Here is a 21,807-nt window from a genome sequence, read left to right on the forward strand (position 1 = left end):
ATGTCATTGCACACCTTCCACCGGGGTCGTCACGGCCGCGCGAGGTACCAGCGTGGGCGTGAGCAGTTGCGCGGCCTGCTGCAGCGCTCGCTCATAGCGCGCGCGCTCGGCCACGATCTGTTCGTCGGTCCACTCCCAGAAGCCATGGTTGCTCTTGGTGCCATAACGGCCCGCCGCAACTTTCTCGCGTAGCGTCCGGCTGGGCACGGCGGTGTTGCACAGGCTCGGGTAGATCGAGGAAGCCGCCGCGAGTTGCGTGTCCAGTCCCGCGAACTCCTTCTGCAGGATCGGCCCCGCCGCCACATAGCGAAACCCGAACCCGAAACGTACGGCCGCATCCACGTCTTCGGGCGAAGCCAGTCCGTCGTCGATCACTGCGAAAGCCTCTCGCATGAGCGCATGCTGGATGCGGTTCGCCAGAAAACCCGGTACGTCGCGATTGACACGCACGGGAATACGGCCCACGGCGGCAAAGATCCGGATCAGTTGATGCACCGTTTCATCGCTCGTGAACTCCCCCTTGGCGACCTCCACCAGGGGCACCAGATGGGCCGGCAGAAAGAAGTGGGCATTGGCCATTCGGGCCTTGCTGCCGCATGACGCGGCGATATCCGTGATGCGCATGCCGCTGCTGTTGGACCCAATAGGCACATGGCTGGGCACGCATGCATCAAGCTGACGAAACACCTCCTGCTTGACTTGCAGGTTTTCGGTAACGGTTTCAATCACGACATCGACGCTGGACCAGTCGACTTGCGCGAGCGAGGGACGCAGGTGCAACAACTCGCCGGAAAGCTGTCCGTCCAACTGTGCAACGGACTGCGCGACGTGCGCAGACACCGAGGGCCATTCGTGTGTGGCGGGCGACACTACCTGAGTAGCCCAACCGGCCCTCAGAAAAATGGCGGCGATGTCTCGCCCCATGATGCCGCCGCCAACCACAACCGCGGATCCGTCTTTCATATGCCTCTCTCTTTCTTGCTTGTGGGTTGACTTAACTGTATGCATGAGATACCATACAGTTCTACATTTACGATTAAAGTGTATGTCATCTGTACGCAAACAACAACCCTACAGCAAAAAAGGGACAACCCATTGGCGCGCATCCATCGACGATCTGGGCGGCCCAACCTACCTGCGCATCGTCGAACTGCTGCTGCAGGATGTGCGGGAAGGCCGCTTGAAGACCGGCGACCCGCTGCCCTCGCAGCGGGAGTTGGCAAGACAGCTGGGGATCAATTTCACGACGGTCACTCGCGCCTATGACGAGGCCAAGCGCTTGGGCCTGATTCAGTCCCGTCATGGCCAGGGCACGTTCGTGGCGGGCGAGAAGGAAATCGCGCAGACCGGCGTGGAACCTCGAGCGCCCGGCAAGGCTCAAGAGGCCATCGATCTCACTTCAACCTGGCCACCCAACCTTGAAATCGCGGCGACTTTGGCCACGGAAGTACGGCTCCTTGCCCAAGAGCGGACTTTTGACTTTTTGGCGCGCCGAGGAGGCACGGTGCCCGCCCTGGATCTTGCCGCGGGCGAAGCCTGGCTCCAGCCCCGTTTCGACGCGCCGCTTGCTAGACGCGTGGCAATGGCTGCCGGCACGCGCAACGCGCTGATAGCCTTGTTGTCCAGCCTGGTGGGCACCGGCGGCAGTCTGCTGGTGGAAGCGATGATTTGGCCCACCATCCGTACAGTGGCGGCGCTCCTGGGCATCAAGCTCGTACCGGTGCAACTGGATGAGCAAGGATTGGTGCCGCAGGCACTGGAAAAGGCGGCAGACGCATCCCAGGCGACCGCCTTGTACTGCGTTCCCACCGTACAGAATCCGACCGGCGCCGTGATGGGCCTGGAGAGGCGGCGCGAAATCCTCGCGGTCGCCAAGCGGCGCGGCCTGACCATCATCGAAGACGATGCTTATGGCGGCCTGCAAACAGCGCCACCACCGCTACTGGGGGCGCTGGCTCCCGATATCACTTACAGCCTGTTCGGCTTGGCCAAGCTGATCTCGCCCAGCTTGCGGATCTCCTACGTCGTGGCGCCCGACCCACAGAAGGCGGGACGCCTGACCGACGTGTTGCGCGCCACGATGCAAACGGCGCCCCCCTTGGAAGCCGCACTGGCCACGCGTTTGATTAACCAAGGGACGCTGGTTGAACTCATAGCCCAGGTCCGCACCGAAGCGCAGGTGCGCCAGACACTGGCGCAGCGGCTGCTGGCCGGACAAGCAGCGGCCATTCCAGAGGAAGGCCTCTTTCTCTGGCTGCCTCTTCCCGGCCAGTGGGACGCGTCCGAATTCGCGGATCGATTACGGCAGGAAGGCGTCCTGGTGGCGCCAGGAAAGATGTTCGCAGTAGATCCGGCACAGGCCCCCAATGCGATACGCATTGCCACCGGCGCAGTCAACACCGCCGAAGAACTGGCCCTCTCGCTTCAGCGCATCCAAAGCCTGTTGAAGCAGAACGCCTCGCTGCTTGGCTCAATCGACTGATTCACTTGGCGCTGCTCAGTGGACACAAAAAAACCCGCAGAGCTAGGCTTTGCGGGTTTCGGGGCAACGCTGGGCATTGCTTGGCATATTCTTGGTGGCCTGGGGCGGAATCGAACCACCGACACGCGGATTTTCAATCCGCTGCTCTACCAACTGAGCTACCAGGCCGTGTCGCAACGAACGCTGCAACGAAGCTTCACCGGCTGCGCGTCAATTACGCGCGTCCCGTAAAGAACGCAGGATATTACACACTTTTTGGACCGTTGGCAAAACGCCCCGCCCAATCCCCCAGTGCCCCCCCTGGCGACCCCACGTCGCACCCCTCCCTCCTCCCTACCCTTTATAATGGCGGGTGGCCCTCCTCATCCGTGGCCTTTTTCCCTCCTGCCCCATGTCCGTCGACGTTCTTACATTCGGCCTGAATCACGTCTCCGCCCCGGTCTCGGTGCGGGAACGGGTGTCGCTGCCGCTGGAGCTGGTCAGTCCGGCGCTGGCGGGGCTGCGGTCGGCGTTCGGCGGCGCGGTGCGCGAGGCGGCCATCCTGTCCACCTGTAATCGCACCGAGATCTACTGTGCGGCCGAACCGGGCGTGGCCGAGCACCTGCCGGCCTGGCTGGCGAGCTATCGGCAGTTCGACGACCGGTCGCTGCAACCCCATCTTTATCGCCACATCCAGCACGACGCCGTGCGGCACGCGTTCCGCGTGGCCAGCGGGCTGGATTCGATGGTGCTGGGCGAGCCACAAATTCTCGGGCAGATGAAGGACGCGGTGCGCGCCGCCGAGGAAGCCGGGGCGATGGGCACGCTGTTGCACCAGTTGTTCCAGCGCACGTTCTCGGTGGCCAAGGAAGTCCGTTCGCAAACCGCGATCGGCGCGCAGTCGGTGTCGATGGCCGCGGCCGCGGCGCGGCTGGCCGAGCGGGTGTTCGGCGATCTGGCCGAGGTCAATGTGCTGCTGATCGGCGCGGGCGAGATGATCGAGCTCTGTGCGACACACCTGGCCGCGCATCATCCGAAGAAGATGGTGGTGGCCAATCGCACGGTGGAACGTGCCGAGACGCTGGCCTCGAAGTTCTCGGCCGGCGCGATTCGGCTGTCGGAACTGCCCGAGAAGTTGGCGGATTTCGACGTGGTGGTGTCGAGCACGGCCAGTTCGCTGCCCATCCTGGGGCTGGGCATGGTGGAACGCGCCACCAAGACGCGCCGCCACCGGCCGATGGTGATGATAGACCTGGCGGTGCCGCGCGACATCGAACCCGAGGTCGGCCGGCTGGACGACGTGTATCTGTATTCGGTGGACGATCTGGGCCGGCTGGTGCAGAACGCGTCCGACGCGCGCAAGGCGGCGGTGGTGCAGGCCGAAGCCATCATCGAGACGCGGGTGCAGAATTTCATGCACTGGATGGATACACGCACGGTGGTGCCGGTCATCCGCGACCTGCACCAGGCGGCCGACGCGATGCGGCAGGCCGAGCTGGATCGCGCCCGCAAGGCGCTGGCCCGGGGCGATGCACCCGAGCAAGTCCTGGAACAATTGGCGCACGGCCTGACGCAGAAGTACCTGCACGGCCCGCTGTCCGCCCTCAACCATAGCGAAGGCGCCGACCGCCAGCAGCTGCTGGCCTGGTTGCCGCGCCTGTTCTCGTCGCGTTCCGAGCGCAACCATTAGCCTTTCATGAAAGCATCGATGCGGGCCCGGCTCGAGCAGTTGTCTCGACGCCTTGCCGAACTGGACGCGTTGCTCGCGGCGCCTGAAACCGCCAGCGACATGGACACCTTTCGCAAGCTGTCGCGCGAGCGCGCGGAGATCGAGCCGGTCGCCAATGGCTTCAAGCAGTACGAAGGCACCGAGGCGGACATCGAGACGGCCCAGGAGATGCTGGGCGATCCCGACATGAAGGCCATGGCCGAGGAAGAGCTGCGCGCGGGCAGGGAACGGCTGGAAGAGCTTGAGGGCGAGCTGCGCATCCTGCTGCTGCCGCGCGATCCCGACGACAGCCGCAGCCTGTTCCTGGAAGTGCGCGCCGGCACGGGCGGCGACGAGAGCGCGCTGTTCGCGGGCGATCTGCTGCGCATGTACACCCGCTATGCCGAGCGCAATCGCTGGCAGGTGGAAATCATGTCGATGAGCGAGTCGGAGCTGGGCGGCTACAAGGAAGTGATCGCACGCATCGCGGGCGACGGCGCCTACGGCAAGCTGAAGTTCGAATCGGGCGGGCACCGCGTGCAGCGGGTCCCGGCCACGGAAACGCAGGGCCGCATCCACACGTCGGCGTGCACGGTGGCGATCATGCCGGAAGCGGACGAAGTGGCCGAGGTGCAGATCAATCCCGCCGACCTGCGCATCGATACCTTCCGCGCCAGCGGCGCGGGCGGGCAGCACATCAACAAGACCGATTCGGCGGTGCGCATCACCCACCTGCCCACGGGCATCGTGGTCGAATGCCAGGACGACCGTTCGCAGCACCGCAACCGCGACAAGGCGATGAAGGTGCTGGCGGCCCGGATCAAGGACAAGGAACAGCGCGAGCGCCATGCCAAGGAAGCCGCGCACCGCAAGAGCCTGGTCGGCTCGGGCGACCGTTCCGAGCGCATCCGCACCTACAACTTCCCGCAGGGCCGGGTGACCGACCACCGCATCAACCTGACGCTGTACAAGCTGCAGAACGTGCTGGACGGCGACCTGGAAGAGCTGATCTCCGCGCTGGCCTCGGAACACCAGGCCGAGTTGCTGGCCGCGCTGGGCGACGACTGAGCGCCATGGCCACCGCGCGCGAGCTGATCGCCGGCTGCGGCCTGCCGCTGCTGGAGGCCCGCATGCTGCTGGAGCGGGCCCTGGGCGTCGGCCGCGCCTGGCTGATCGCCCACGACGACGAGGCCCTGCCCGAGGACCAGGTCACGCGTTTCCGGGACTGGGCGCGGCGGCGCGGCAATGGCGAGCCCATGGCTTATCTCGTGGGCGAGCGCGAGTTCATGGGCCACGATTTCCAGGTGTCGCCGGCGGTGCTGATTCCCCGCCCCGAAACCGAGCTGCTGGTGGAAACCGCGCTGGAGCACCTGCGCGGCCGGGCCACCCCGCGTGTGCTGGACCTGGGCACCGGCAGCGGCACCATCGCCGTCTCGATCGCGCTGGCCCGCCCCGACGCGGTGGTCGAGGCCACGGACCTGAGCGCCGACGCGCTGGCGGTGGCCGCCGCCAACGCCCGGCGGCTGGGCGCGGCCGTCGCGTTTCTGCCGGGCGACTGGTACGGGGCCTTGAACGGCGCCGCGCCCGCCCCCACCTATGACGCGATCGTTTCCAATCCGCCCTACATCGCCGCCGCCGATCCGCACCTGTCGCAAGGCGACCTGCGCCATGAACCGCCGCTGGCCCTGACGGACCGGGCCGATGGGCTGGAGGCGCTGCGCGCCATCGTCCGCGGCGCCCCGGCCTGGCTCAAACCGGGCGGCGCGCTGTGGATGGAGCATGGCTGGGACCAGGCCGGCCAGGTGCGGGACTTGCTGGACGCCGCCGGATTCGTCCGCGTCGAAAGCCGCCGCGACCTGGCCGGCATCGAGCGGATTTCCGGCGGATACCTATAATCGACATCATCACCTTTCACTCTGTACGAGGATCGCCATGAGCGACGTGCAAGATTTCATCCGGCAGACCGTTACCGACAACCCTGTCGTGCTGTTCATGAAGGGCACCGCCCAGTTCCCGCAATGCGGCTTCTCGGGGCGCGCCATCCAGCTGCTCAAGGCCAACGGCGTGCGCCAGCTGGCCACCGTGAACGTGCTGGAAGACGACGCGGTGCGCCAGGGCATCAAGGAATATTCCAACTGGCCCACCATCCCGCAGCTCTACATCAAGGGCGAGTTCATCGGCGGCTCGGACATCCTGGCCGAGCTGCACGAAAGCGGCGAGCTCAAGCAGTTGCTGGCGGACGCCGGCGTCGTGGCCTGAGCAGGAACCGGCCGGGCCATGCGGATCTATCTTGCCGGGCCGGACGTGTTCCGGCCCGACGCCCGCGCCCATGGCCAACGGCTGAAGGCCTCCTGCGCCCGGCACGGCTACGAGGGCCTGTTCCCCCTGGATGAGCCGGCGCCGCACGCCGCGCCCCAGGACATCGCGCGAAGCATCTACCAGGCCAACCTGGCGCTGCTGGAGCGGGCCGACGTGGTCATGGCCAACCTGGCGCCCTTCCGCGGGCAGGAGCCGGACTCGGGCACCGCGTTCGAGATCGGCTATGCCGCCGCGCGGGGCAAGCCCGTCTGGGGCTACGCCGACGATACGCGGCCGATGGCGCGGCGCATCGCCACCGGCACGGACGCCGCAGGCAACCCGGTGGACGGCCAAGGCCATCTGGTCGAGAATTTCGAGCTGGGCCTGAACCTGATGCTGGCCTGCAGCGTCACCCTGGTCCAGGGCGGCCCCGACGACTGCCTGCAAGCCATCGCCGCGGCGCACGCGGCCTCTCCCTCCCACCAGGAGTCATCATGAATCTCACGCGCAACGCGCTCGCGGCCGTGGCGCTGACCGCCGCGCTCCATGCTCCGGGCCATGCCGCCGACGCGGCCGCCATCGAGACCGAGACGCAGATGCTCAAGACGCTGCTGACCGCCATCGAGGGCGGCAACTACCAGCAGTTCGTCGCCTCGGGCAGCACCGATTTCGCCAAGCTGGACCGGGCCCAGTTCGACGCCGTGGCCACGCAGCTGGGACCGCGCCTGCACGCCGGCTACCAGGTGCAGCGCCTGGGCGACTACCGGCAGCAGTCCTACGAGTTCTCGCTGTGGAAGATCACGTTCAAGGACGGCGGCGACGACCTGGTCGGCACGCTCAACCTGCAGGGCGGCAAGGTCGGCGGCTTCGTGCTGCGCTGATCAGGCCCGCCTGGGCGCGGCCGCGGGCAGCCGCCGCACCCAGAACGCATACAGGGACAGGGCCGACAGCGTGCACACGGCCATGATGCCGGTAATGGCCCGCGCGCTGTGGCCGTCATAGAGCAGGGTCACGAGCGACCCCGACAGCGCGCCCACCGCCATCATCACGCAACTGACCACGGCCGAGGCCATGCCGGCCACCTCGGGCAGGGGCTCCACCGCCGCGTGCGAGGCATTCGGCGCGATCATGCCGAACGAGAAGGTGTTCAGCATCAGGAGCGGCACCAGCGACCACGCCGACAAGGCATCGGCGAACCCCAGCACCGCCAGCGCCACGCTGGTCGAACTCGACAGGATCAGCCCGGTCCACAAGAGCTTGTGTGGCGCGATGCCGCGCGCGTTCAGGCGGCCGTTGATGAGCGAGGCCGCCATGATGCCGAAGGCCGTCATCGCGAACACGACGCCGAAGGCCTGCGGCGACATGCCCAGCAACTGCATCATCAACAGCGGCGACCCGGTGATGTAGGCGAACTGGCAGCCGAAGGTCAGCGCGTTGACCAGGGTGTTGCCCAGCAGGATGGGATTGCCCAGCACCCGCGCATAGGTGCGCAGCAGCGCGCCCACCGAGATGCGCACGGGCTCGGCGCCGGCGGGCCGGGTCTCGGCCATGCCCAGGTACACCGCCAGGGTCGTCGCCACGCCCGCCAGGGCCATCACCCAGTAGATCGAACGCCAGCCGGCGAAGTACATGACCCAGCTGCCCAAGGTAGGCGCGATCATGGGCGCGACGATGCGCATGCTGGCGACGTACGACAGCCGGGCGCGCGCGACGTGGCCCTGGAACAGGTCGCGCACGATGGTCAGCGCCATGACCGAGCCGGCGCCCGCCCCCACCCCTTGCAGCACGCGGAACACCAGCAGCGAAGCCAGGCTGGGCGCCAGCGCACACGCCGCGCTGGCCAGCGAGAACAGCACGCCGCCGAACAGCACGATGGGACGCCGGCCGTAGCGGTCGGCCAACGGACCATAGGCCAGCGGCGCGATGGCGAAGCCGGCCAGGAACAGGCTCAGGGTCAGGGCGGCGCTGGAGGGAGGAACGTGCAGGTCCAGGCCGATGGCCGCCAGGGCGGGCAGTGCCATGTCGGTGGAGAGCGCCGGCAACGCGGACAATGAGGCCAGAAGCAGGACGAATGCCGCGGAGTCGGGACGTATGCGCATGGCCGGCAGTTTACCGCCTTTGCCCCGGCCGGCCCGGCCCCTGGCTGGAGCCGGACCGTGGCCCGCATCAGAACGTGATGTTGGCGGCCAGCCAGAACGTGCGGCCCGGCTGGATGGTGCCCCGGGTCGATTGCGAGGAATGGATGTACTCGTTCAGGTACACCGTGTCGCCCGCGCCGTTCACGTAGGACTTGAACTTCATGAAATCCTTGTCCAGCAGGTTGTAGACGGTGCCGGTCAGGGTCACCGTTTTCGAGACCTTGTAGGACCCGCCCAGGTGCAGCAGCGAATAGGCCTTCAGGTCGCCCACCGCCTGCTGGGCCCGCAGGTTGTCGCCGGTAAGCGAACCCGGATCGCCGTCGAAACGGCGGCTCTTGCCGCGGAACTCGGCGCGCAGCCACATGGCGAACTTGTCGGTGGCCTGCCAGCGCAGGTTGGCGTTGGCCATGTGCTTGGGCGTGTCGGCCAGCTTGCCGCCGTAGACACCGCCATTCTTCACCTCGCTGTCGGTGAAGGTGTAGTTCAGCGCCAGCGTCCAGCGCGGGGCCAGCGGCACGCGCGTGCCCAGTTCCAGGCCGCGCGTGGTGGCCTGCTCCAGGTTGACCTGCTGGCCGAACTCGGCCTGGGTCGGCAGCGCGCCGATCGAGATGCAGCCCGGCTGGTTGGGGTTGGCCGCGTAGTCGCAGTTGGGTATGCCCTTGGCCGCGGCGGAGATCTTGTCCTTGAAGCGGTTGTGGAACAGCGTCGCGTTGGCGGTCAGGCCGGCCAGGTTGTCGTAGTTGACGCCGACCTCGGTGCTGGTGCTGACCTCGGGCTTGAGGTTGGGGTTGCCGATGGTGAGCGTGCGGCCCTGGCCGCTGATGCCGTTGATGCCGTCATGCAGCTGGTTCAGGCGCGGCGTGCGATAGCCGCGGCTGACGCCGCCCTTGACCGTCCAGTTGGGCGTGGTGTTCCACACCAGGTAGCCGCGCGGGCTGAAATGGCCGCCGAAGGCGTCGTGGTGGTCGTAGCGCACGCCGGTGGTCAGCGCCAGGTCCTCGCGCAGGCGCCATTCGTCTTCGGCGAACAGCGACTTGGTGGCCTGCTTGTAGCGCTTGGTGGCCAGGCCGTCCGTCATCTCGGCGTCCCAGTACTGGCCGCCCACGGTCAGCATGTGCGAGTCGCCGATGGCCTTGATCAGCTTGGTGTCCAGCACGATGTTGGTGGTTTCCAGCTTGCGGGGCGCCCCCGGCACCAGCACCGCCGCCAGCGGCGAATTGGCCGCGATGTTGGGCACCGTGCGGCCCAGCGTCTCGGTGTTGTTGACCATGAGGCTCGATTGCACGGTGCCGAACTCGAACCGGCTGGTGTGGCCGACGGCCACCTGGTCGCGGTTGAAGCGCAGGTCGCGGCTATAGCCGTTGTAGGTGTTGGTGGACGGGTCGTCCAGCGTGCCGAGCTGGCTCTCGTCGTTGTTGTACCACTGGCGGGAACGGTCGACGTCCAGCCAGAAGTCGTGCTGCTTGTTCGGCGTCAGCGTGAGCTTGGCGCCGGCCGTGTAGATCCGCGACTCCACCGGCGCCGGACCGCGCTTGCTGATGCTGCCGGTGCCCTCGGGCAGGTCGATGTCGGTCGCGCCGCGGTTGAAGATGCCGCCGCGCACGGCCAGGCCCAGCACTTCAGGCACCAGCGGACCGCTTACGTAGAAGTTCGCGTTGGAGGTATCGCCGAAGTCGCTGTTCTGCGGGATGCCCTTGTCGAAGGTGACCGAACCGCCCCAGGCCGTGGCGACCTTCTTGGTGATGATGTTGACCACCCCGCCCATGGCGTCCGAGCCGTAAAGCGTGGACATGGGCCCGCGGATGACCTCGATGCGCTCGATGGCCGAGAGCGGCGGCATGAAGCTGGTGCTGGTCTCGCCGAAGCCGTTGGGTGTGACGTCGCCGGCGGCATTCTGGCGCCGGCCATCGATCAGGATCAGCGTGTAGTCGCTGGGCAGGCCGCGGATACTGATGTTCAGGCCGCCGGTCTTGCCGGTGTTGCCCCGCACGTCCACCCCTTCGACCTCGCTCAGGGCCTCCGCCAGGTTGTTGTAGCGCTTCTCCTGCAGGGCTTCCTGCCCGATCACGGTGATGCTGGCGGGAGCGTTCTTGATTTCCTGTTCATATCCCGTCGCGGTCACGACGATGGGCGCGAGTTCGGTCGTGGGTTCCTGCGCCAGGACCTTGCCGGAGGCGAGCGCGGCAAGGACGGCAAGATGGGACGTGGAAAGCAGGAAAGGAACGCCCCGGTTGGCTAAAGCCATTCTTGAAATTCTCCAGGTGAAGGGGGAGATCCGACCCAGGCGCCGCAGAACGCCTTGGACGAACCTGACAAAAAGCTGACTTACAACAAGCTGAAACACACGAATAGTAATCATTCTTATCATCATTTGTCGAATCGAGGCCCCGCCTCGTTTCTGGGCACTTCTGTGGTGCATCGCACAAGATTGGGGTGCGCACCGGGCGCCATTCGCGGATTTCCCTGGCGTACGAGTGGTGGCACGCCTATTGCTTGATCGATGTACCGGCCAATGAGGGCCGGCAGACAACTCAGCGGTAGGAACAACGGCGTTCCGCAGCGACCAGGCACGGCCTTGTTCGCGCGGAACGCTTTTTTGCCTGGAGCGCCGGATGAAACCCACCCCTACGCATGACCCTTCCCCCGTAGCCGCCACGCCCGATGGCGGGCGGCGCAGGCTGCTGGCCGCCGGTGCCGCCACGGGCCTCATGAGCCTGGTCGATCCGCTGGTACGCGCCGGCGCCTGGGCGGCGGGCTCGGACGCGCCGGAGAAGGCCGAGGTCAGGATCGGCTTCATCCCGCTGACCGACTGCGCCTCGGTGGTGATGGCGTCGACGCTGGGCCTGGACAAGAAGTACGGCGTGAAGATCACGCCGGTGAAGGAAGCGTCGTGGCCCGGCGTGCGGGACAAGCTGATCAACGGCGAACTGGACCTGGCCCACGTGCTGTACGGCCTGGTCTACGGCGTGCAGCTGGGCATAGGCGGCCCGCGCAAGGACATGGCCGTGCTGATGAGCCTGAACAACAACGGCCAGGCCATCACCATCTCGAACAAGCTTCGGGACAAGGGCGCCCGCGACGGCGCCTCGCTGGCGAAGCTGATGAAGAGCGAGAAGGCCGAATACACCTTCGCGCAGACTTTTCCGACCGGCACGCATGCGATGTGGATCTACTACTGGCTGGCCGCCTACGGCATCAACCCCATGCGCGACGCCAAGGTGATCACCGTGCCGCCGCCGCAAATGGTGGCGAACATGCGGGTGGGCAACATGGACGGCTTCTGCGTGGGCGAACCCTGGAATGCGCGGGCCATCATCGACAGGATCGGCTTCACCGCCACCACCACGCAGGGCATCTGGACCGACCATCCCGAGAAAGTCCTGGGCACGACCGCGGAGTTCGTGCAGCGCTATCCGAACACCGCGCGCGCCGTGACGGCGGCGGTGCTGGAGGCGGGCAAGTTCATCGACGCCTCGGCCTCCAACCGTCGCAAGACGGCCGAGACCATCGCCGCCAAATCCTATGTGAACACCGACGTGGACGTGATCCTGGACCGCATGCTGGGACGCTACTCGGACGGGCTGGGCAAGACCTGGGACGACCCCGACGCCATGAAATTCTTCAACGACGGCGCCGCCAACTTCCCCTATCTGTCGGACGGCATGTGGTTCCTGACCCAGCACAAGCGCTGGGGCCTGCTCAAGAGCCATCCCGACTATCTCGCGACGGCGCGGCAAGTCAATCGCATCGACGTCTACAAACAGGCAGCGAGCGCGGCCGGCGTCTCGCTGCCCAAGTCCGAAATGCGTTCGTCCAAGCTGGTCGACGGGGTCGTCTGGGACGGGAAGAATCCCGCCGCCTATGCCGACGGCTTCAAGATCAACGCGGCCTGAGCGCCGCCCCGGGAGCCCCGCCATGACCGCCACGGCACGTACCCTTTCCCCCGACCCCGCCGCCGCCCCGCCCGTCGCCGAGGTCATCGACCTGCATGCGGCGGTGCCGCCGGCCGCCGCGATGCCACCCCGCCCGCCCCTGCTCGCCCGCGTCGACTGGCGCAGCGTCTGGGAAACCCTGGTCAGGACGGTGGCCGGCCCCTGCCTGGGCTTCGCCCTGCTGATCCTGGTCTGGCAACTGGTGTCCAACGCCATCCCCGAGATCCCCACCCCCGCCGTGACGGGCAAGGCGGCGCTGGCGCTGTTCTCCGATCCGTTCTACGACAACGGCCCGAACGACCAGGGCATAGGCTGGAACCTGCTGTCGTCGCTGCGCCGCGTGGCCATCGGCTTCGGCCTGGCGGCGCTGGTCGGCATCCCCGCCGGCTTCATCATCGGCCGCTTCGCCGCGGTCAGCGCCGTGGTCTCGCCCCTGGTCAGCCTGCTGCGCCCGGTATCGCCGCTGGCGTGGCTGCCGCTGGGCCTGCTGCTGTTCAAGGCGGCCAACCTGGCCGCCATCTGGGCCATCTTCATCTGCTCCATCTGGCCGATGATCATCAACACCGCCGTCGGCGTGACGCGCGTGCCGCAGGACTACATGAACGTGGCGCGGGTGCTGAAGCTGTCGGAATGGAAGGTGATGACCCGCGTGCTGCTTCCCGCCGTGCTGCCCTACATGCTGACGGGCGTGCGGCTGTCCATCAGCACCGCCTGGCTGGTGATCGTCGCCGCGGAAATGCTGACCGGCGGCGTGGGCATCGGCTTCTGGCTGTGGGACGAATGGAACAACCTCAAGGTCGAGCACATCGTGATCGCCATCTTCGTGATCGGCATCGTCGGCCTGGTGCTGGAAGCCCTGCTGACGCAACTGGTCAAGCGCTTCACCTACGCCGACTGACATCCCAAGGAAATCGCCATGGACAAGTTCCTCAGCATCGAAAACGTGGGCCAGGTCTTCAAGACCCGCAAGGGCAGCTTCGTGGCCCTGCGCGACATCGACCTGACCGTCGCCAAGGGCGAGTTCATTTCCCTGATCGGCCATTCGGGCTGCGGCAAGTCGACGCTGCTCAATCTGGTGGCGGGCCTGACGCGGCCGACCTCCGGCGCGCTGATCTGCGCGGGGCGAGAGATCGACGGCCCCGGCCCCGAGCGCGCGGTGGTGTTCCAGAACCATTCGCTGCTGCCCTGGCTGAGCTGCTACAAGAACATCCACCTGGGCGTGGAACGGGTGTTCGGCGCCACCGAAAGCAAGGCCCGGCTGCGCGAACGCACGCTGGCCGCGCTGCAGCTGGTCGGCCTGGCGCACGCCGAGCACAAACTGCCGCACGAGATCTCGGGCGGCATGAAACAGCGCGTGGGCATCGCCCGCGCGCTGGCGATCGAACCCGACGTGCTGCTGATGGACGAGCCCTTCGGCGCGCTGGATGCGCTGACCCGCGCGCACCTGCAGGACGAGCTGCTGGAGATCGTGGCCAAGACGGGCAGCACGGTGATCATGGTCACCCACGACGTGGACGAGGCGGTGCTGCTGTCGGACCGCATCGTGATGCTGACCAACGGTCCGGCCGCCACCGTGGGCGAGATCCTGGACGTGCGCCTGCCCCGGCCGCGCAGCCGGGTCGAACTGACCGACGACGAGCATTACCATGCCTGCCGCACGGCCGTCATCGACTTCCTGTACCGCAAGCAGAGCCATCCCGCGCGCGAGGCGGCCTGACCGTCTTCCCATGCCCCGAGTCCTGCTGGTCAACGACACCGACAAGCCCATCGCCGAACTGCGCGAGGCCTTGCAGCGGGCCGGCTACGAGATCCTGGCCGACGTCGCGCATGCCCGCGCGCTGCTGCACGCGGTCGAGACCCAGCGGCCGGACGTGATCCTGATCGATACCGAGTCGCCCACCCGCGACACGCTGGAACAACTGGCGGTCATGAACGCCGCGGCGCCACGGCCGGTGGTCATGTTCTCGGACACCGCCGACCAGTCCGTCATCCGGGCCGCGGTGCGCGCCGGGGTCACGACCTACGTGGTCGACGGGATGGCGCCCGCGAAGCTGGCGCCCATCCTGGAAGTGGCCTGTGCCCGCTTCGACGAGGAAGACAAGCTGCGGCGGCGCCTGGCCGAGGTCGAGCAGCAACTGGCCGACCGCAAGGACATCGACCGCGCCAAGGGGTGGCTGATGGACAGGCACGGGCTGAGCGAAGCCGAGGCGTTCGAGCTGCTGCGCGGCCAGGCCATGAAACAAGGCGTCAGGCTGGGCGACGTCGCGCGGCAGCTGCTGTCGATGCCGGGCCAGGCGGGCCCATGAACGGAGCTACCACCATGTCCTCTCCTCCAACGCCGCAGGCGGGCCACGTGATCGCGGGGTCCGACGCGCCCGAGAAACCCCAGCTACGCGTGGGCTTCATCGCGCTGACCGATTGCGCGCCGCTGGTCATCGCGGTGGCGCGAGGCTACGACCGCAAGTACGGGCTGGAGATCGTCCTGCAACGGCAGCCTTCGTGGGCGGCAGTGCGCGACAGGCTGCTGTCGGGCGACCTGGACGCCTCGCACGCGCTGTACGGACTGGGATATGGCATCCAGCTGGGATTGGGCGGTCCGCAGCGCGACATGGCGATGCTGATGTCGCTGAACCAGGGCGGACAGGCCATCACGCTGTCGCGTGCGCTGGGTTCCCAGGCGCGCAGCGGCGCGGCGCTGGCCCGCGTCATCCATGGGTCGCCCGAGCGTCCGACCTTCGCCCATACCTTTCCGACCGGTTCCCACGCCATGCTGCTGTACTACTGGCTGGCCGCGCACGGCATCCATCCGCTGCATGACGTGCGCAGCACCGTCATCCCGCCGCCCCAGATGGCCGAGGCGCTGCGACGCGGCGACGTGGACGGCTATTGCGTGGGCGAGCCCTGGAACGCACTGGCGCAGAGCGAGGGCAAGGGCATCACCGTCGCGCTGACTTCCGAAGTGTGGCCCAACCATCCCGAGAAGGTGCTGGCCTGCACCCGGGACTTCGCCGATCGCCATCCGAACACGGCGCGGGCCCTGATCATGGCGCTGCTCGAAGCGTGCCGCTACCTGGACGTGCCCGCCCACCGGGAGGAAGCGGCCTCGTGGCTGGCGCTGCCCGATTTCGTCGACGCGCCGCGCGACGTGATCGCTTCGCGCCTGCTGCCGGAGAAGGCCATGGACAGCAGCGCGCCGGGCATACGCTTCTTCGCCGACGGCGAAGCGAATTTTCCGTATCTGTCGGACGGCATGTGGATGGCCACCCAGTACCGGCGGTGGGGCATGCTGCGCGAGGACCCGGACTACCTGCGCGTCGCGCAGTCCATCAACCGCCTGGACCTGTATCGCGAGGCGGCCGCGCAACTGGGCGTGGCGGTACCCGTCTCCACCATGCGTTCGAGCCGGCTCATCGACGGCCGGACCTGGGACGGGGGCCATGCCGCGGGCTACGCGCGCGGCTTCGATATCCGGGCCTGACGCCGCCGACCCCGCGCGCGGGATCGGGCATGGGCCGCCCCGCCAGGGTGCGGCCCATGCCCGGCATGCACAAGGCCGGTGCACCGCGCCAGGCCCGCTTCCCCCATCCATCCTGCATCCCGCCCGCATACACCGGGCATCCCTGCTCTTGCGCCGGGCCGGCACGCCCCTTGCTTAATACCGGATACGGCCGCTTGCGCGGCCCGAACCCGGACAACGGCGTCCCCTCGCAGCCCCGCTGCGGCGGGACGCCGTTGTCGCTTCCGGAACAGTCTGACCGAGTCGAACATGATGAACAGAGCGAAACTGGTTGTGGTGGGCAATGGCATGGCGGGCATACGCACGCTGGAAGAGCTGCTGGCGCTGGCGCCCGACCGCTACGACATCACGGTCTTCGGCGCCGAGCCGCACCCGAACTACAACCGCATCCTGCTGTCGCCAGTCCTGGCCGGCGAGCAGGATTTCCAGGACATCGTGCTCAACCCCTTGTCCTGGTACGAGCAGCACGGCATCGCCCTGCGCACCGGCACGCCGGTCGCGCGCATCGACAGGCGGCGCCGCGTGGTGGTGGCGGCCGACGGCACCGAGGCGCCCTATGACCGCCTGCTGCTGGCCACCGGATCCACCCCCTTCATCCTGCCGATCCCGGGCAAGGACCTGGACGGGGTCATCACCTATCGCGACATCCACGACACGCAGAAGATGATCTCGGCGGCCCGCACCCAGCGACGCGCGGTCGTCATCGGCGGCGGCCTGCTGGGCCTGGAGGCGGCCAACGGCCTGAAGCTGCGCGGCATGGACGTAAGCGTGGTGCACCTGGGCGAGTGGCTGCTGGAGCGCCAGCTCGACCGCACGGCGGGCAAGATGCTGGAGGCCTCGCTGGCCGATCGCGGACTGGATTTCCTGCTGGGCCGCTCGACCAGCGAGATCCTGGGCGACGAGGCCGGCCGCGTGCGCGGCGTGCGTTTCAAGGACGGCTCGGAAATCGACACCGACCTGGTGGTGATGGCCGTGGGCATCCGGCCCAACACGGCGCTGGCCGAGGCCGCCGGCCTGCACTGCCGCCACGGCGTCGTCGTCAACGACGTGCTGCAGACCTTCGATCCGCGCATCTACGCCGTGGGCGAATGCGTCAATCATCGCGGCACCGCCTATGGCCTGGTGGCGCCGCTGTTCGAGATGGCCAAGGTGGCCGCCAACCACCTGGCCGAGCTGGGCTACGGCGCGTACAAGGGCTCGGTGCTGTCGACCAAGCTCAAGGTCACGGGCATAGACCTGTTCTCGGCCGGCGACTTCACCGGCGGCACCGACACCGAGGACATCGTGCTGTCCGACCCGGCCGGCGGCGTCTACAAGCGGCTGGTCATCAAGGACGACAAGCTGGTGGGCGCCTGCCTGTACGGCGATACGGTGGACGGCGCATGGTACTTCAAGCTCTTGCGGGACGGCCGGGCCATCGGCGAACTGCGCGATCGCCTGATGTTCGGCGAATCGAGCGTGGGCGACGCCGGCGTGCAGGGGCAGAGCCGCGCGGCCGCCATGCAGGACGCCGACGAGGTGTGCGGCTGCAACGGCGTCTGCAAGGGCACCATCGTGCGCGCCATCCAGGACCAGGGCCTGTTCACCGTGGACGACGTCAAGAAACACACCAAGGCCGCCAGTTCCTGCGGCTCGTGCACCGGCCTGGTGGAACAGATCCTGATGAACACGCTGGGCTCCAATTTCCAGGAAGCGCCCAAGACCAAGGCCGTGTGCGGCTGTACCGACCACAGCCACGCGGCGCTGCGCCAGGCCATACGCGAACACCGGCTGCTGAGCCACGCCCAGGTCCACGACTTCATGGACTGGCGCACGCCCAACGGCTGCAGCACCTGCCGGCCCGCGATCAACTACTACCTGGTTTCGACCTGGCCGCACGAGGCGGTGGACGACCCGCAAAGCCGCTTCATCAACGAACGCGCGCACGCCAACATCCAGAAGGACGGCACGTTCTCGGTGGTGCCACAGATGAAGGGCGGCGTGACCAACGCCGCCGAGCTGCGCCGCATCGCCGACGTGGCGGACAAGTACGCCATTCCCATGGTCAAGGTCACGGGCGGACAGCGCATCGACCTGCTGGGCGTGAAGAAGGAAGACCTGGTGTCCGTCTGGCGCGACCTGGGCATGAACTCCGGCCATGCCTACGGCAAATCCATCCGCACCGTGAAGACCTGCGTGGGCATGGAGTTCTGCCGCTTCGGCACGCAGAACAGCACGCAGATGGGCATCGAACTGGAGACCATGCTGGCCAACATGTGGAGTCCGCACAAGGTCAAGCTGGCGGTGTCGGGCTGCCCGCGCAATTGCGCCGAATCGGGCATCAAGGACGTGGGGGTGATCGCGGTCGACAGCGGCTGGGAGATCTACGTGGGCGGCAACGGCGGCATCAAGACCGAGGTGGCGCAGTTCCTGGCCAAGGTGCGGACGCCGGACGAGGTCAAGGAATATGCCGGCGCCTTCCTGCAGCTCTATCGGGAAGAGGCCTGGTACCTGGACCGGACCGTGCACTACATCGAACGCGTGGGCCTGGACTACGTCAAGCGCCGGATCGTCGAGGACGCCGACGGCCGCCGCGCGCTGCACGAGCGCCTGCTGCATGCCTTGCAGGGCCTGCGCGACCCCTGGGCCGAACGGGTGGACGGCAAGGCCGCCCGCGAATACATCCCGCTGAAACTGGTCTCCGAGGAAATCGCATGATGAACGCCAACGCCGCCCCCCCCTGGATACGCCTGTGCCGGGTGGACGACATCCCGCGCCTGGGCAGCCGCGTCGTCGAACGCGAGGAAGGCAACCTGGCGGTGTTCCGCACCGCCCAGGACAAGGTCTTCGCGCTGCTGGACCGCTGCCCCCACAAGGCCGGCCCGCTGTCGCAAGGCATCGTTCACGGCGAATCGGTGACCTGCCCGCTGCACGGCTGGCAGCTCGGGCTGGAGGACGGCCGCGCCCGGGCCCCCGACGAGGGATGCGCGCGGCGCTTCCCCGTGCGCGTGGACGAGGGCGTGGTGTACCTGGGCCTGGATTGAGGACGGGAGGACGTCATGGACGAGCCACGAACCACCGCGTCGACCTGCTGCTACTGCGGCGTGGGCTGCGGCGTCCTGATCGACAGCGAGGGCGGCCGCATCACGGGCGTGCGCGGCGACCCCGATCACCCCGCCAATGCCGGCAGGCTGTGCTCGAAGGGCTTGTCGCTGGCGCAGACCGCGCACAGCGATGCCGGCCGCGCGCTGCGTCCGGCCTGGCGGCCGCGGCGCGATGCGCCGCTCGCGCCGGTCGATTGGGATACCGCGCTGGACCACGTGGCCACCCGGCTGGCCGACGTCGTGCGGCGGTACGGCCCCGATGCCGTGGCCTTCTATGTATCCGGGCAGTTGCTGACCGAGGACTACTACGTCTTCAACAAGCTGGCCAAGGGATTGGTCGGCACCAACAACATCGACACCAACTCGCGCCTGTGCATGTCCAGCGCCGTGACCGGCTACAAGCTGTCGCTGGGGGCCGACGGGCCGCCCACCTGCTACGAGGATCTGGATCACGCGCACACGGTGCTGATCGCGGGCAGCAACATGGCCTATGCGCATCCCGTGCTGTATCGCCGGCTGGAAGCCGCGCGCGAGGCGCGGCCGGGCACGCGCTGGATCGTCGTGGACCCGCGGCGCACCGACACCGCGGCGATGGCCGACCTGCACCTGCCCATACAGCCGGGCACCGACGTCGCGCTGTTCAACGGCATGCTGCACCACCTGATCTGGGAAGGCTGGCTGGACGCCGCGCACATCGCGGACAGCACCGAAGGCTTCGACGCCGTCAAGCGCCTGGTGCGCGACACGCCCCCGTCGGTGGCCGCGGCCTTGTGCGGCATCCGCGAACGCGACCTGTGCCAGGCGGCGGAGTGGTTCGCCCGCAGTCCGGCCACGCTGTCGCTGTACTGCATGGGCCTGAACCAGTCCAGCCATGGCACGGACAAGAACCTGGCCCTGATCAACCTGCACCTGGCCACCGGCCAGATCGGCCGCGCGGGCGCGGGTCCCTTTTCGCTGACCGGCCAGCCCAACGCCATGGGCGGCCGCGAGGTCGGCGGCATGGCCACCATGCTGGCCGCCCATCGGGACATCGCCAGCAAGACGGACCGGGCCGAAGTGGCCGCCTTCTGGGGCGTGGACGCCGTTTCCGACCGGCCGGGACTGACCGCCGTCGACATGTTCCAGGCCCTGGAGACCGGCAAGGTCAAGGCGATATGGATAGCCTGCACCAACCCGGCCCACTCCCTGCCGAATCTCCCGGCCGTGCGCCGCGCGCTGCGCCAGGCCGAGCTGGTGGTGGTGCAGGAAGCCTATGCCGACACCGACACCGTCGCCTACGCCGACGTGCTGCTGCCGGCTTCGAGCTGGGGCGAGAAGGACGGCACCGTGACCAACTCGGAACGTCGCATCTCGCGCGTGCGGCCCGCCGTGGCGCCTCCGGGCGAGGCCCTGGCCGACTGGCGCATCGCGGCCGAGGTCGGGCGGCGCATGCAGGCGCTGCTCTGCCCAGGCGCGCCGGACCTGTTCCCCTACGGGACGCCGCGCGAGATCTTCGACGAACACCGGGCACTGACGCGCGGGCGCGACCTGGACATCGGCGGCCTGGACTACGATCTGCTCGAGGCGCGCGGTCCCCAGCAATGGCCCTTCCCCGCCGGCCGGCAAGCGGGCCTCGCGCGCCGCTACACCGATGGCCGCTATGCGACCGGATCCGGCCGCGCGCGCTTCCAGCCGGTTTCCTACCGGCCCGTGGCGGTGGCGACCAGCGCGCGCCATCCTTTCCACCTGACGACGGGCCGGCTGCGCGACCAATGGCACGGCATGAGCCGCACCGGCCGCCTGGCCCAGGCGTTCTCGCACGCGCCCGACCCCACGCTGGACATGCATCCGGCCGACGCCGTCCGGCGCGGGCTGTCCGACGGCGACCTGGTGCGCGTGGCCAGCCGCGACGGCGCGATGGTGCTGCCGCTGCGGCTGACGGACGACCTGCCGCCGGGCAGCCTGTTCGCGGCCATGCATTGGAACGCACAGTTCCTGAACAGCGGCGGCATCAACGAAGTCTGCAATGCCGCCGTGGACGACAAATCCTTCCAGCCCGAGCTCAAGCACAGCGCGGTCCGGGTCGAGAAGGCGGACCTGGGATGGCGGATACGCGCCGCGATCGAGGCCACGGACCAGGAAGACGCGCTGCGGCTGCGCGCCGCCCTGCAGCCCCTGCTGGCGCCGTGCGGCTATGCGGCGCTGGGTTTGCGCGGCGACGCCGCGCGCTCCGTACTCGCGCTGACCGCCGCGATGGCGGCTCCGGACGAAGCCTGGCTGAACGCGCTGGCCGGCGCGCTAGGTATGGGCGCGAGTCCCGACGTCCTGGAGTACCGCGACCGTGGCCAGGGCGTGCGCAAATGCGCGCGCTGGGAAACCGGCCGGCTGCGCGCCTTCCTGTTGGCCGGCGACGCCAGTCACGCGGAACCGCTGATCGAGCGCCTGCTGTCCGACGCGCCGTGGAGCGGCTCGCGCCTGCGGGTGTTCACCCCGGACGGCAGCGCCCCCGCGCGTGACCGCACGATCTGCCAATGCAAGGGCGTGCCGGAATCGGCCATTGCCGCCGCCATCGCGCGCGGCGCCGACGTCGCGGCACTGAAAGCCACGCTGGACTGCGGGACCGTATGCGGATCCTGCGTGCCGGAACTGTCCCGCCTGTGCGGGAACTCGCGGATGTCGGCATGACTCCGC

At 68.0% G+C, this 21,807-nt stretch carries 18 protein-coding genes and 1 tRNA gene; 15 read left to right on the forward strand and 4 right to left on the reverse strand.

Going from position 1 to position 21,807, the window contains the following annotated elements; all coding sequences use genetic code 11:
- Positions 1 to 3: 3 nt before the first annotated feature.
- Positions 4 to 963, reverse strand: coding sequence for a 3-hydroxyacyl-CoA dehydrogenase family protein (locus tag WKR98_RS00795; RefSeq protein WP_124691399.1), 960 nt, complete (start codon positions 961 to 963; stop codon positions 4 to 6).
- Positions 964 to 1,045: 82 nt separating this feature from the next.
- Between WKR98_RS00795 and WKR98_RS00800 the strand changes: the two genes are divergently transcribed.
- On the forward strand, positions 1,046 to 2,482 hold the full coding sequence (locus WKR98_RS00800; RefSeq protein WP_341431755.1) for an aminotransferase-like domain-containing protein: 1,437 nt from the start codon (positions 1,046 to 1,048) through the stop codon (positions 2,480 to 2,482).
- 92 nt (positions 2,483 to 2,574) lie between these two features.
- Here the strand turns inward: WKR98_RS00800 and WKR98_RS00805 are convergent.
- Positions 2,575 to 2,650 (reverse strand) — tRNA-Phe (locus tag WKR98_RS00805).
- A gap of 223 nt (positions 2,651 to 2,873) precedes the next feature.
- On the opposite strand from WKR98_RS00805, the gene hemA reads away from it, so the two are divergent.
- From hemA to WKR98_RS00835, 6 genes are read left to right on the forward strand one after another with little or no spacing between them, the layout of a single operon-like run.
- Complete coding sequence (gene hemA, locus WKR98_RS00810; protein WP_341431756.1) at positions 2,874 to 4,151, forward strand: glutamyl-tRNA reductase; 1,278 nt, start codon at positions 2,874 to 2,876, stop codon at positions 4,149 to 4,151.
- Between the two features lie 6 nt (positions 4,152 to 4,157).
- Positions 4,158 to 5,237: a peptide chain release factor 1 gene (gene prfA, locus WKR98_RS00815; RefSeq protein WP_341431757.1), complete on the forward strand. Its 1,080-nt coding sequence runs from the start codon at positions 4,158 to 4,160 to the stop codon at positions 5,235 to 5,237.
- Positions 5,238 to 5,242: 5 nt separating this feature from the next.
- A complete protein-coding gene (prmC, locus tag WKR98_RS00820; RefSeq protein ID WP_341431758.1) occupies positions 5,243 to 6,064 on the forward strand; it encodes a peptide chain release factor N(5)-glutamine methyltransferase in 822 nt (273 codons plus the stop codon).
- A gap of 37 nt (positions 6,065 to 6,101) precedes the next feature.
- Positions 6,102 to 6,428: a Grx4 family monothiol glutaredoxin gene (gene grxD, locus WKR98_RS00825; protein ID WP_124691404.1), complete on the forward strand. Its 327-nt coding sequence runs from the start codon at positions 6,102 to 6,104 to the stop codon at positions 6,426 to 6,428.
- Positions 6,429 to 6,446: 18 nt separating this feature from the next.
- Entirely contained in the window at positions 6,447 to 6,965 is a 519-nt protein-coding gene (locus WKR98_RS00830) for a nucleoside 2-deoxyribosyltransferase (protein ID WP_124691405.1), read from the forward strand.
- Positions 6,962 to 7,348 carry a hypothetical protein gene (locus WKR98_RS00835; protein WP_124691406.1) on the forward strand — a complete coding sequence of 129 codons (387 nt, stop codon included), beginning with the start codon at positions 6,962 to 6,964 and terminating at the stop codon, positions 7,346 to 7,348. Before WKR98_RS00830 ends, WKR98_RS00835 begins: the two co-directional genes overlap by 4 nt.
- Here WKR98_RS00835 and WKR98_RS00840 read toward each other — a convergent pair whose 3' ends face one another.
- Both WKR98_RS00840 and WKR98_RS00845 read right to left on the reverse strand, forming a co-directional pair.
- Positions 7,349 to 8,566: a multidrug effflux MFS transporter gene (locus WKR98_RS00840; protein WP_341431759.1), complete on the reverse strand. Its 1,218-nt coding sequence runs from the start codon at positions 8,564 to 8,566 to the stop codon at positions 7,349 to 7,351. It abuts the gene before it with no gap.
- Between the two features lie 67 nt (positions 8,567 to 8,633).
- Positions 8,634 to 10,850 (reverse strand): TonB-dependent receptor domain-containing protein, encoded by a 2,217-nt coding sequence (locus WKR98_RS00845; RefSeq protein WP_341431760.1) that lies wholly within the window; start codon positions 10,848 to 10,850, stop codon positions 8,634 to 8,636.
- Positions 10,851 to 11,217: 367 nt separating this feature from the next.
- On the opposite strand from WKR98_RS00845, the gene WKR98_RS00850 reads away from it, so the two are divergent.
- From WKR98_RS00850 to WKR98_RS00885, 8 genes are all read left to right on the forward strand, one after another.
- On the forward strand, positions 11,218 to 12,498 hold the full coding sequence (locus WKR98_RS00850; protein ID WP_341431761.1) for a CmpA/NrtA family ABC transporter substrate-binding protein: 1,281 nt from the start codon (positions 11,218 to 11,220) through the stop codon (positions 12,496 to 12,498).
- A 121-nt stretch (positions 12,499 to 12,619) separates the two neighbouring features.
- Positions 12,620 to 13,435 (forward strand): nitrate ABC transporter permease, encoded by an 816-nt coding sequence (ntrB, locus tag WKR98_RS00855; protein WP_370283067.1) that lies wholly within the window; start codon positions 12,620 to 12,622, stop codon positions 13,433 to 13,435.
- 18 nt (positions 13,436 to 13,453) lie between these two features.
- On the forward strand, positions 13,454 to 14,254 hold the full coding sequence (locus WKR98_RS00860; protein WP_341431762.1) for an ABC transporter ATP-binding protein: 801 nt from the start codon (positions 13,454 to 13,456) through the stop codon (positions 14,252 to 14,254).
- Positions 14,255 to 14,264: 10 nt separating this feature from the next.
- A complete protein-coding gene (locus WKR98_RS00865; RefSeq protein WP_124691412.1) occupies positions 14,265 to 14,843 on the forward strand; it encodes an ANTAR domain-containing response regulator in 579 nt (192 codons plus the stop codon).
- A 14-nt stretch (positions 14,844 to 14,857) separates the two neighbouring features.
- Complete coding sequence (locus tag WKR98_RS00870; RefSeq protein ID WP_124691413.1) at positions 14,858 to 16,015, forward strand: CmpA/NrtA family ABC transporter substrate-binding protein; 1,158 nt, start codon at positions 14,858 to 14,860, stop codon at positions 16,013 to 16,015.
- Between the two features lie 291 nt (positions 16,016 to 16,306).
- On the forward strand, positions 16,307 to 18,751 hold the full coding sequence (nirB, locus tag WKR98_RS00875; protein WP_341433750.1) for a nitrite reductase large subunit NirB: 2,445 nt from the start codon (positions 16,307 to 16,309) through the stop codon (positions 18,749 to 18,751).
- Positions 18,751 to 19,077, forward strand: a complete 327-nt coding sequence (gene nirD, locus WKR98_RS00880; protein WP_341433752.1) for a nitrite reductase small subunit NirD — start codon at positions 18,751 to 18,753, stop codon at positions 19,075 to 19,077. Before nirB ends, nirD begins: the two co-directional genes overlap by 1 nt.
- A gap of 15 nt (positions 19,078 to 19,092) precedes the next feature.
- Positions 19,093 to 21,801, forward strand: a complete 2,709-nt coding sequence (locus tag WKR98_RS00885) for a nitrate reductase (RefSeq protein ID WP_341431763.1) — start codon at positions 19,093 to 19,095, stop codon at positions 21,799 to 21,801.
- Positions 21,802 to 21,807: the final 6 nt, after the last annotated feature.

The organism is Pigmentiphaga sp. YJ18, assembly GCF_038066655.1.
Classification (GTDB): Bacteria; Pseudomonadota; Gammaproteobacteria; order Burkholderiales; family Burkholderiaceae_B; genus Pigmentiphaga.

Excerpts from the sequence above, each read along its gene's own strand:
- WKR98_RS00885 (WP_341431763.1), top strand. The coding sequence starts at position 19,093 with ATGGACGAGCCACGAACCACCGCGTCGACCTGCTGCTACTGCGGCGTG.
- WKR98_RS00860 (WP_341431762.1), top strand. The coding sequence starts at position 13,454 with ATGGACAAGTTCCTCAGCATCGAAAACGTGGGCCAGGTCTTCAAGACC.
- grxD (WP_124691404.1), top strand. The coding sequence starts at position 6,102 with ATGAGCGACGTGCAAGATTTCATCCGGCAGACCGTTACCGACAACCCT.
- WKR98_RS00795 (WP_124691399.1), bottom strand. The coding sequence starts at position 963 with ATGAAAGACGGATCCGCGGTTGTGGTTGGCGGCGGCATCATGGGGCGA.
- prmC (WP_341431758.1), top strand. The coding sequence starts at position 5,243 with ATGGCCACCGCGCGCGAGCTGATCGCCGGCTGCGGCCTGCCGCTGCTG.
- ntrB (WP_370283067.1), top strand. The coding sequence starts at position 12,620 with ATGCCACCCCGCCCGCCCCTGCTCGCCCGCGTCGACTGGCGCAGCGTC.
- nirD (WP_341433752.1), top strand. The coding sequence starts at position 18,751 with ATGAACGCCAACGCCGCCCCCCCCTGGATACGCCTGTGCCGGGTGGAC.
- hemA (WP_341431756.1), top strand. The coding sequence starts at position 2,874 with ATGTCCGTCGACGTTCTTACATTCGGCCTGAATCACGTCTCCGCCCCG.
- nirB (WP_341433750.1), top strand. The coding sequence starts at position 16,307 with ATGAACAGAGCGAAACTGGTTGTGGTGGGCAATGGCATGGCGGGCATA.
- WKR98_RS00870 (WP_124691413.1), top strand. The coding sequence starts at position 14,858 with ATGTCCTCTCCTCCAACGCCGCAGGCGGGCCACGTGATCGCGGGGTCC.
- WKR98_RS00835 (WP_124691406.1), top strand. The coding sequence starts at position 6,962 with ATGAATCTCACGCGCAACGCGCTCGCGGCCGTGGCGCTGACCGCCGCG.
- WKR98_RS00830 (WP_124691405.1), top strand. The coding sequence starts at position 6,447 with ATGCGGATCTATCTTGCCGGGCCGGACGTGTTCCGGCCCGACGCCCGC.
- WKR98_RS00800 (WP_341431755.1), top strand. The coding sequence starts at position 1,046 with ATGTCATCTGTACGCAAACAACAACCCTACAGCAAAAAAGGGACAACC.
- WKR98_RS00850 (WP_341431761.1), top strand. The coding sequence starts at position 11,218 with ATGAAACCCACCCCTACGCATGACCCTTCCCCCGTAGCCGCCACGCCC.
- WKR98_RS00840 (WP_341431759.1), bottom strand. The coding sequence starts at position 8,566 with ATGCGCATACGTCCCGACTCCGCGGCATTCGTCCTGCTTCTGGCCTCA.
- prfA (WP_341431757.1), top strand. The coding sequence starts at position 4,158 with ATGAAAGCATCGATGCGGGCCCGGCTCGAGCAGTTGTCTCGACGCCTT.
- WKR98_RS00865 (WP_124691412.1), top strand. The coding sequence starts at position 14,265 with ATGCCCCGAGTCCTGCTGGTCAACGACACCGACAAGCCCATCGCCGAA.
- WKR98_RS00845 (WP_341431760.1), bottom strand. The coding sequence starts at position 10,850 with ATGGCTTTAGCCAACCGGGGCGTTCCTTTCCTGCTTTCCACGTCCCAT.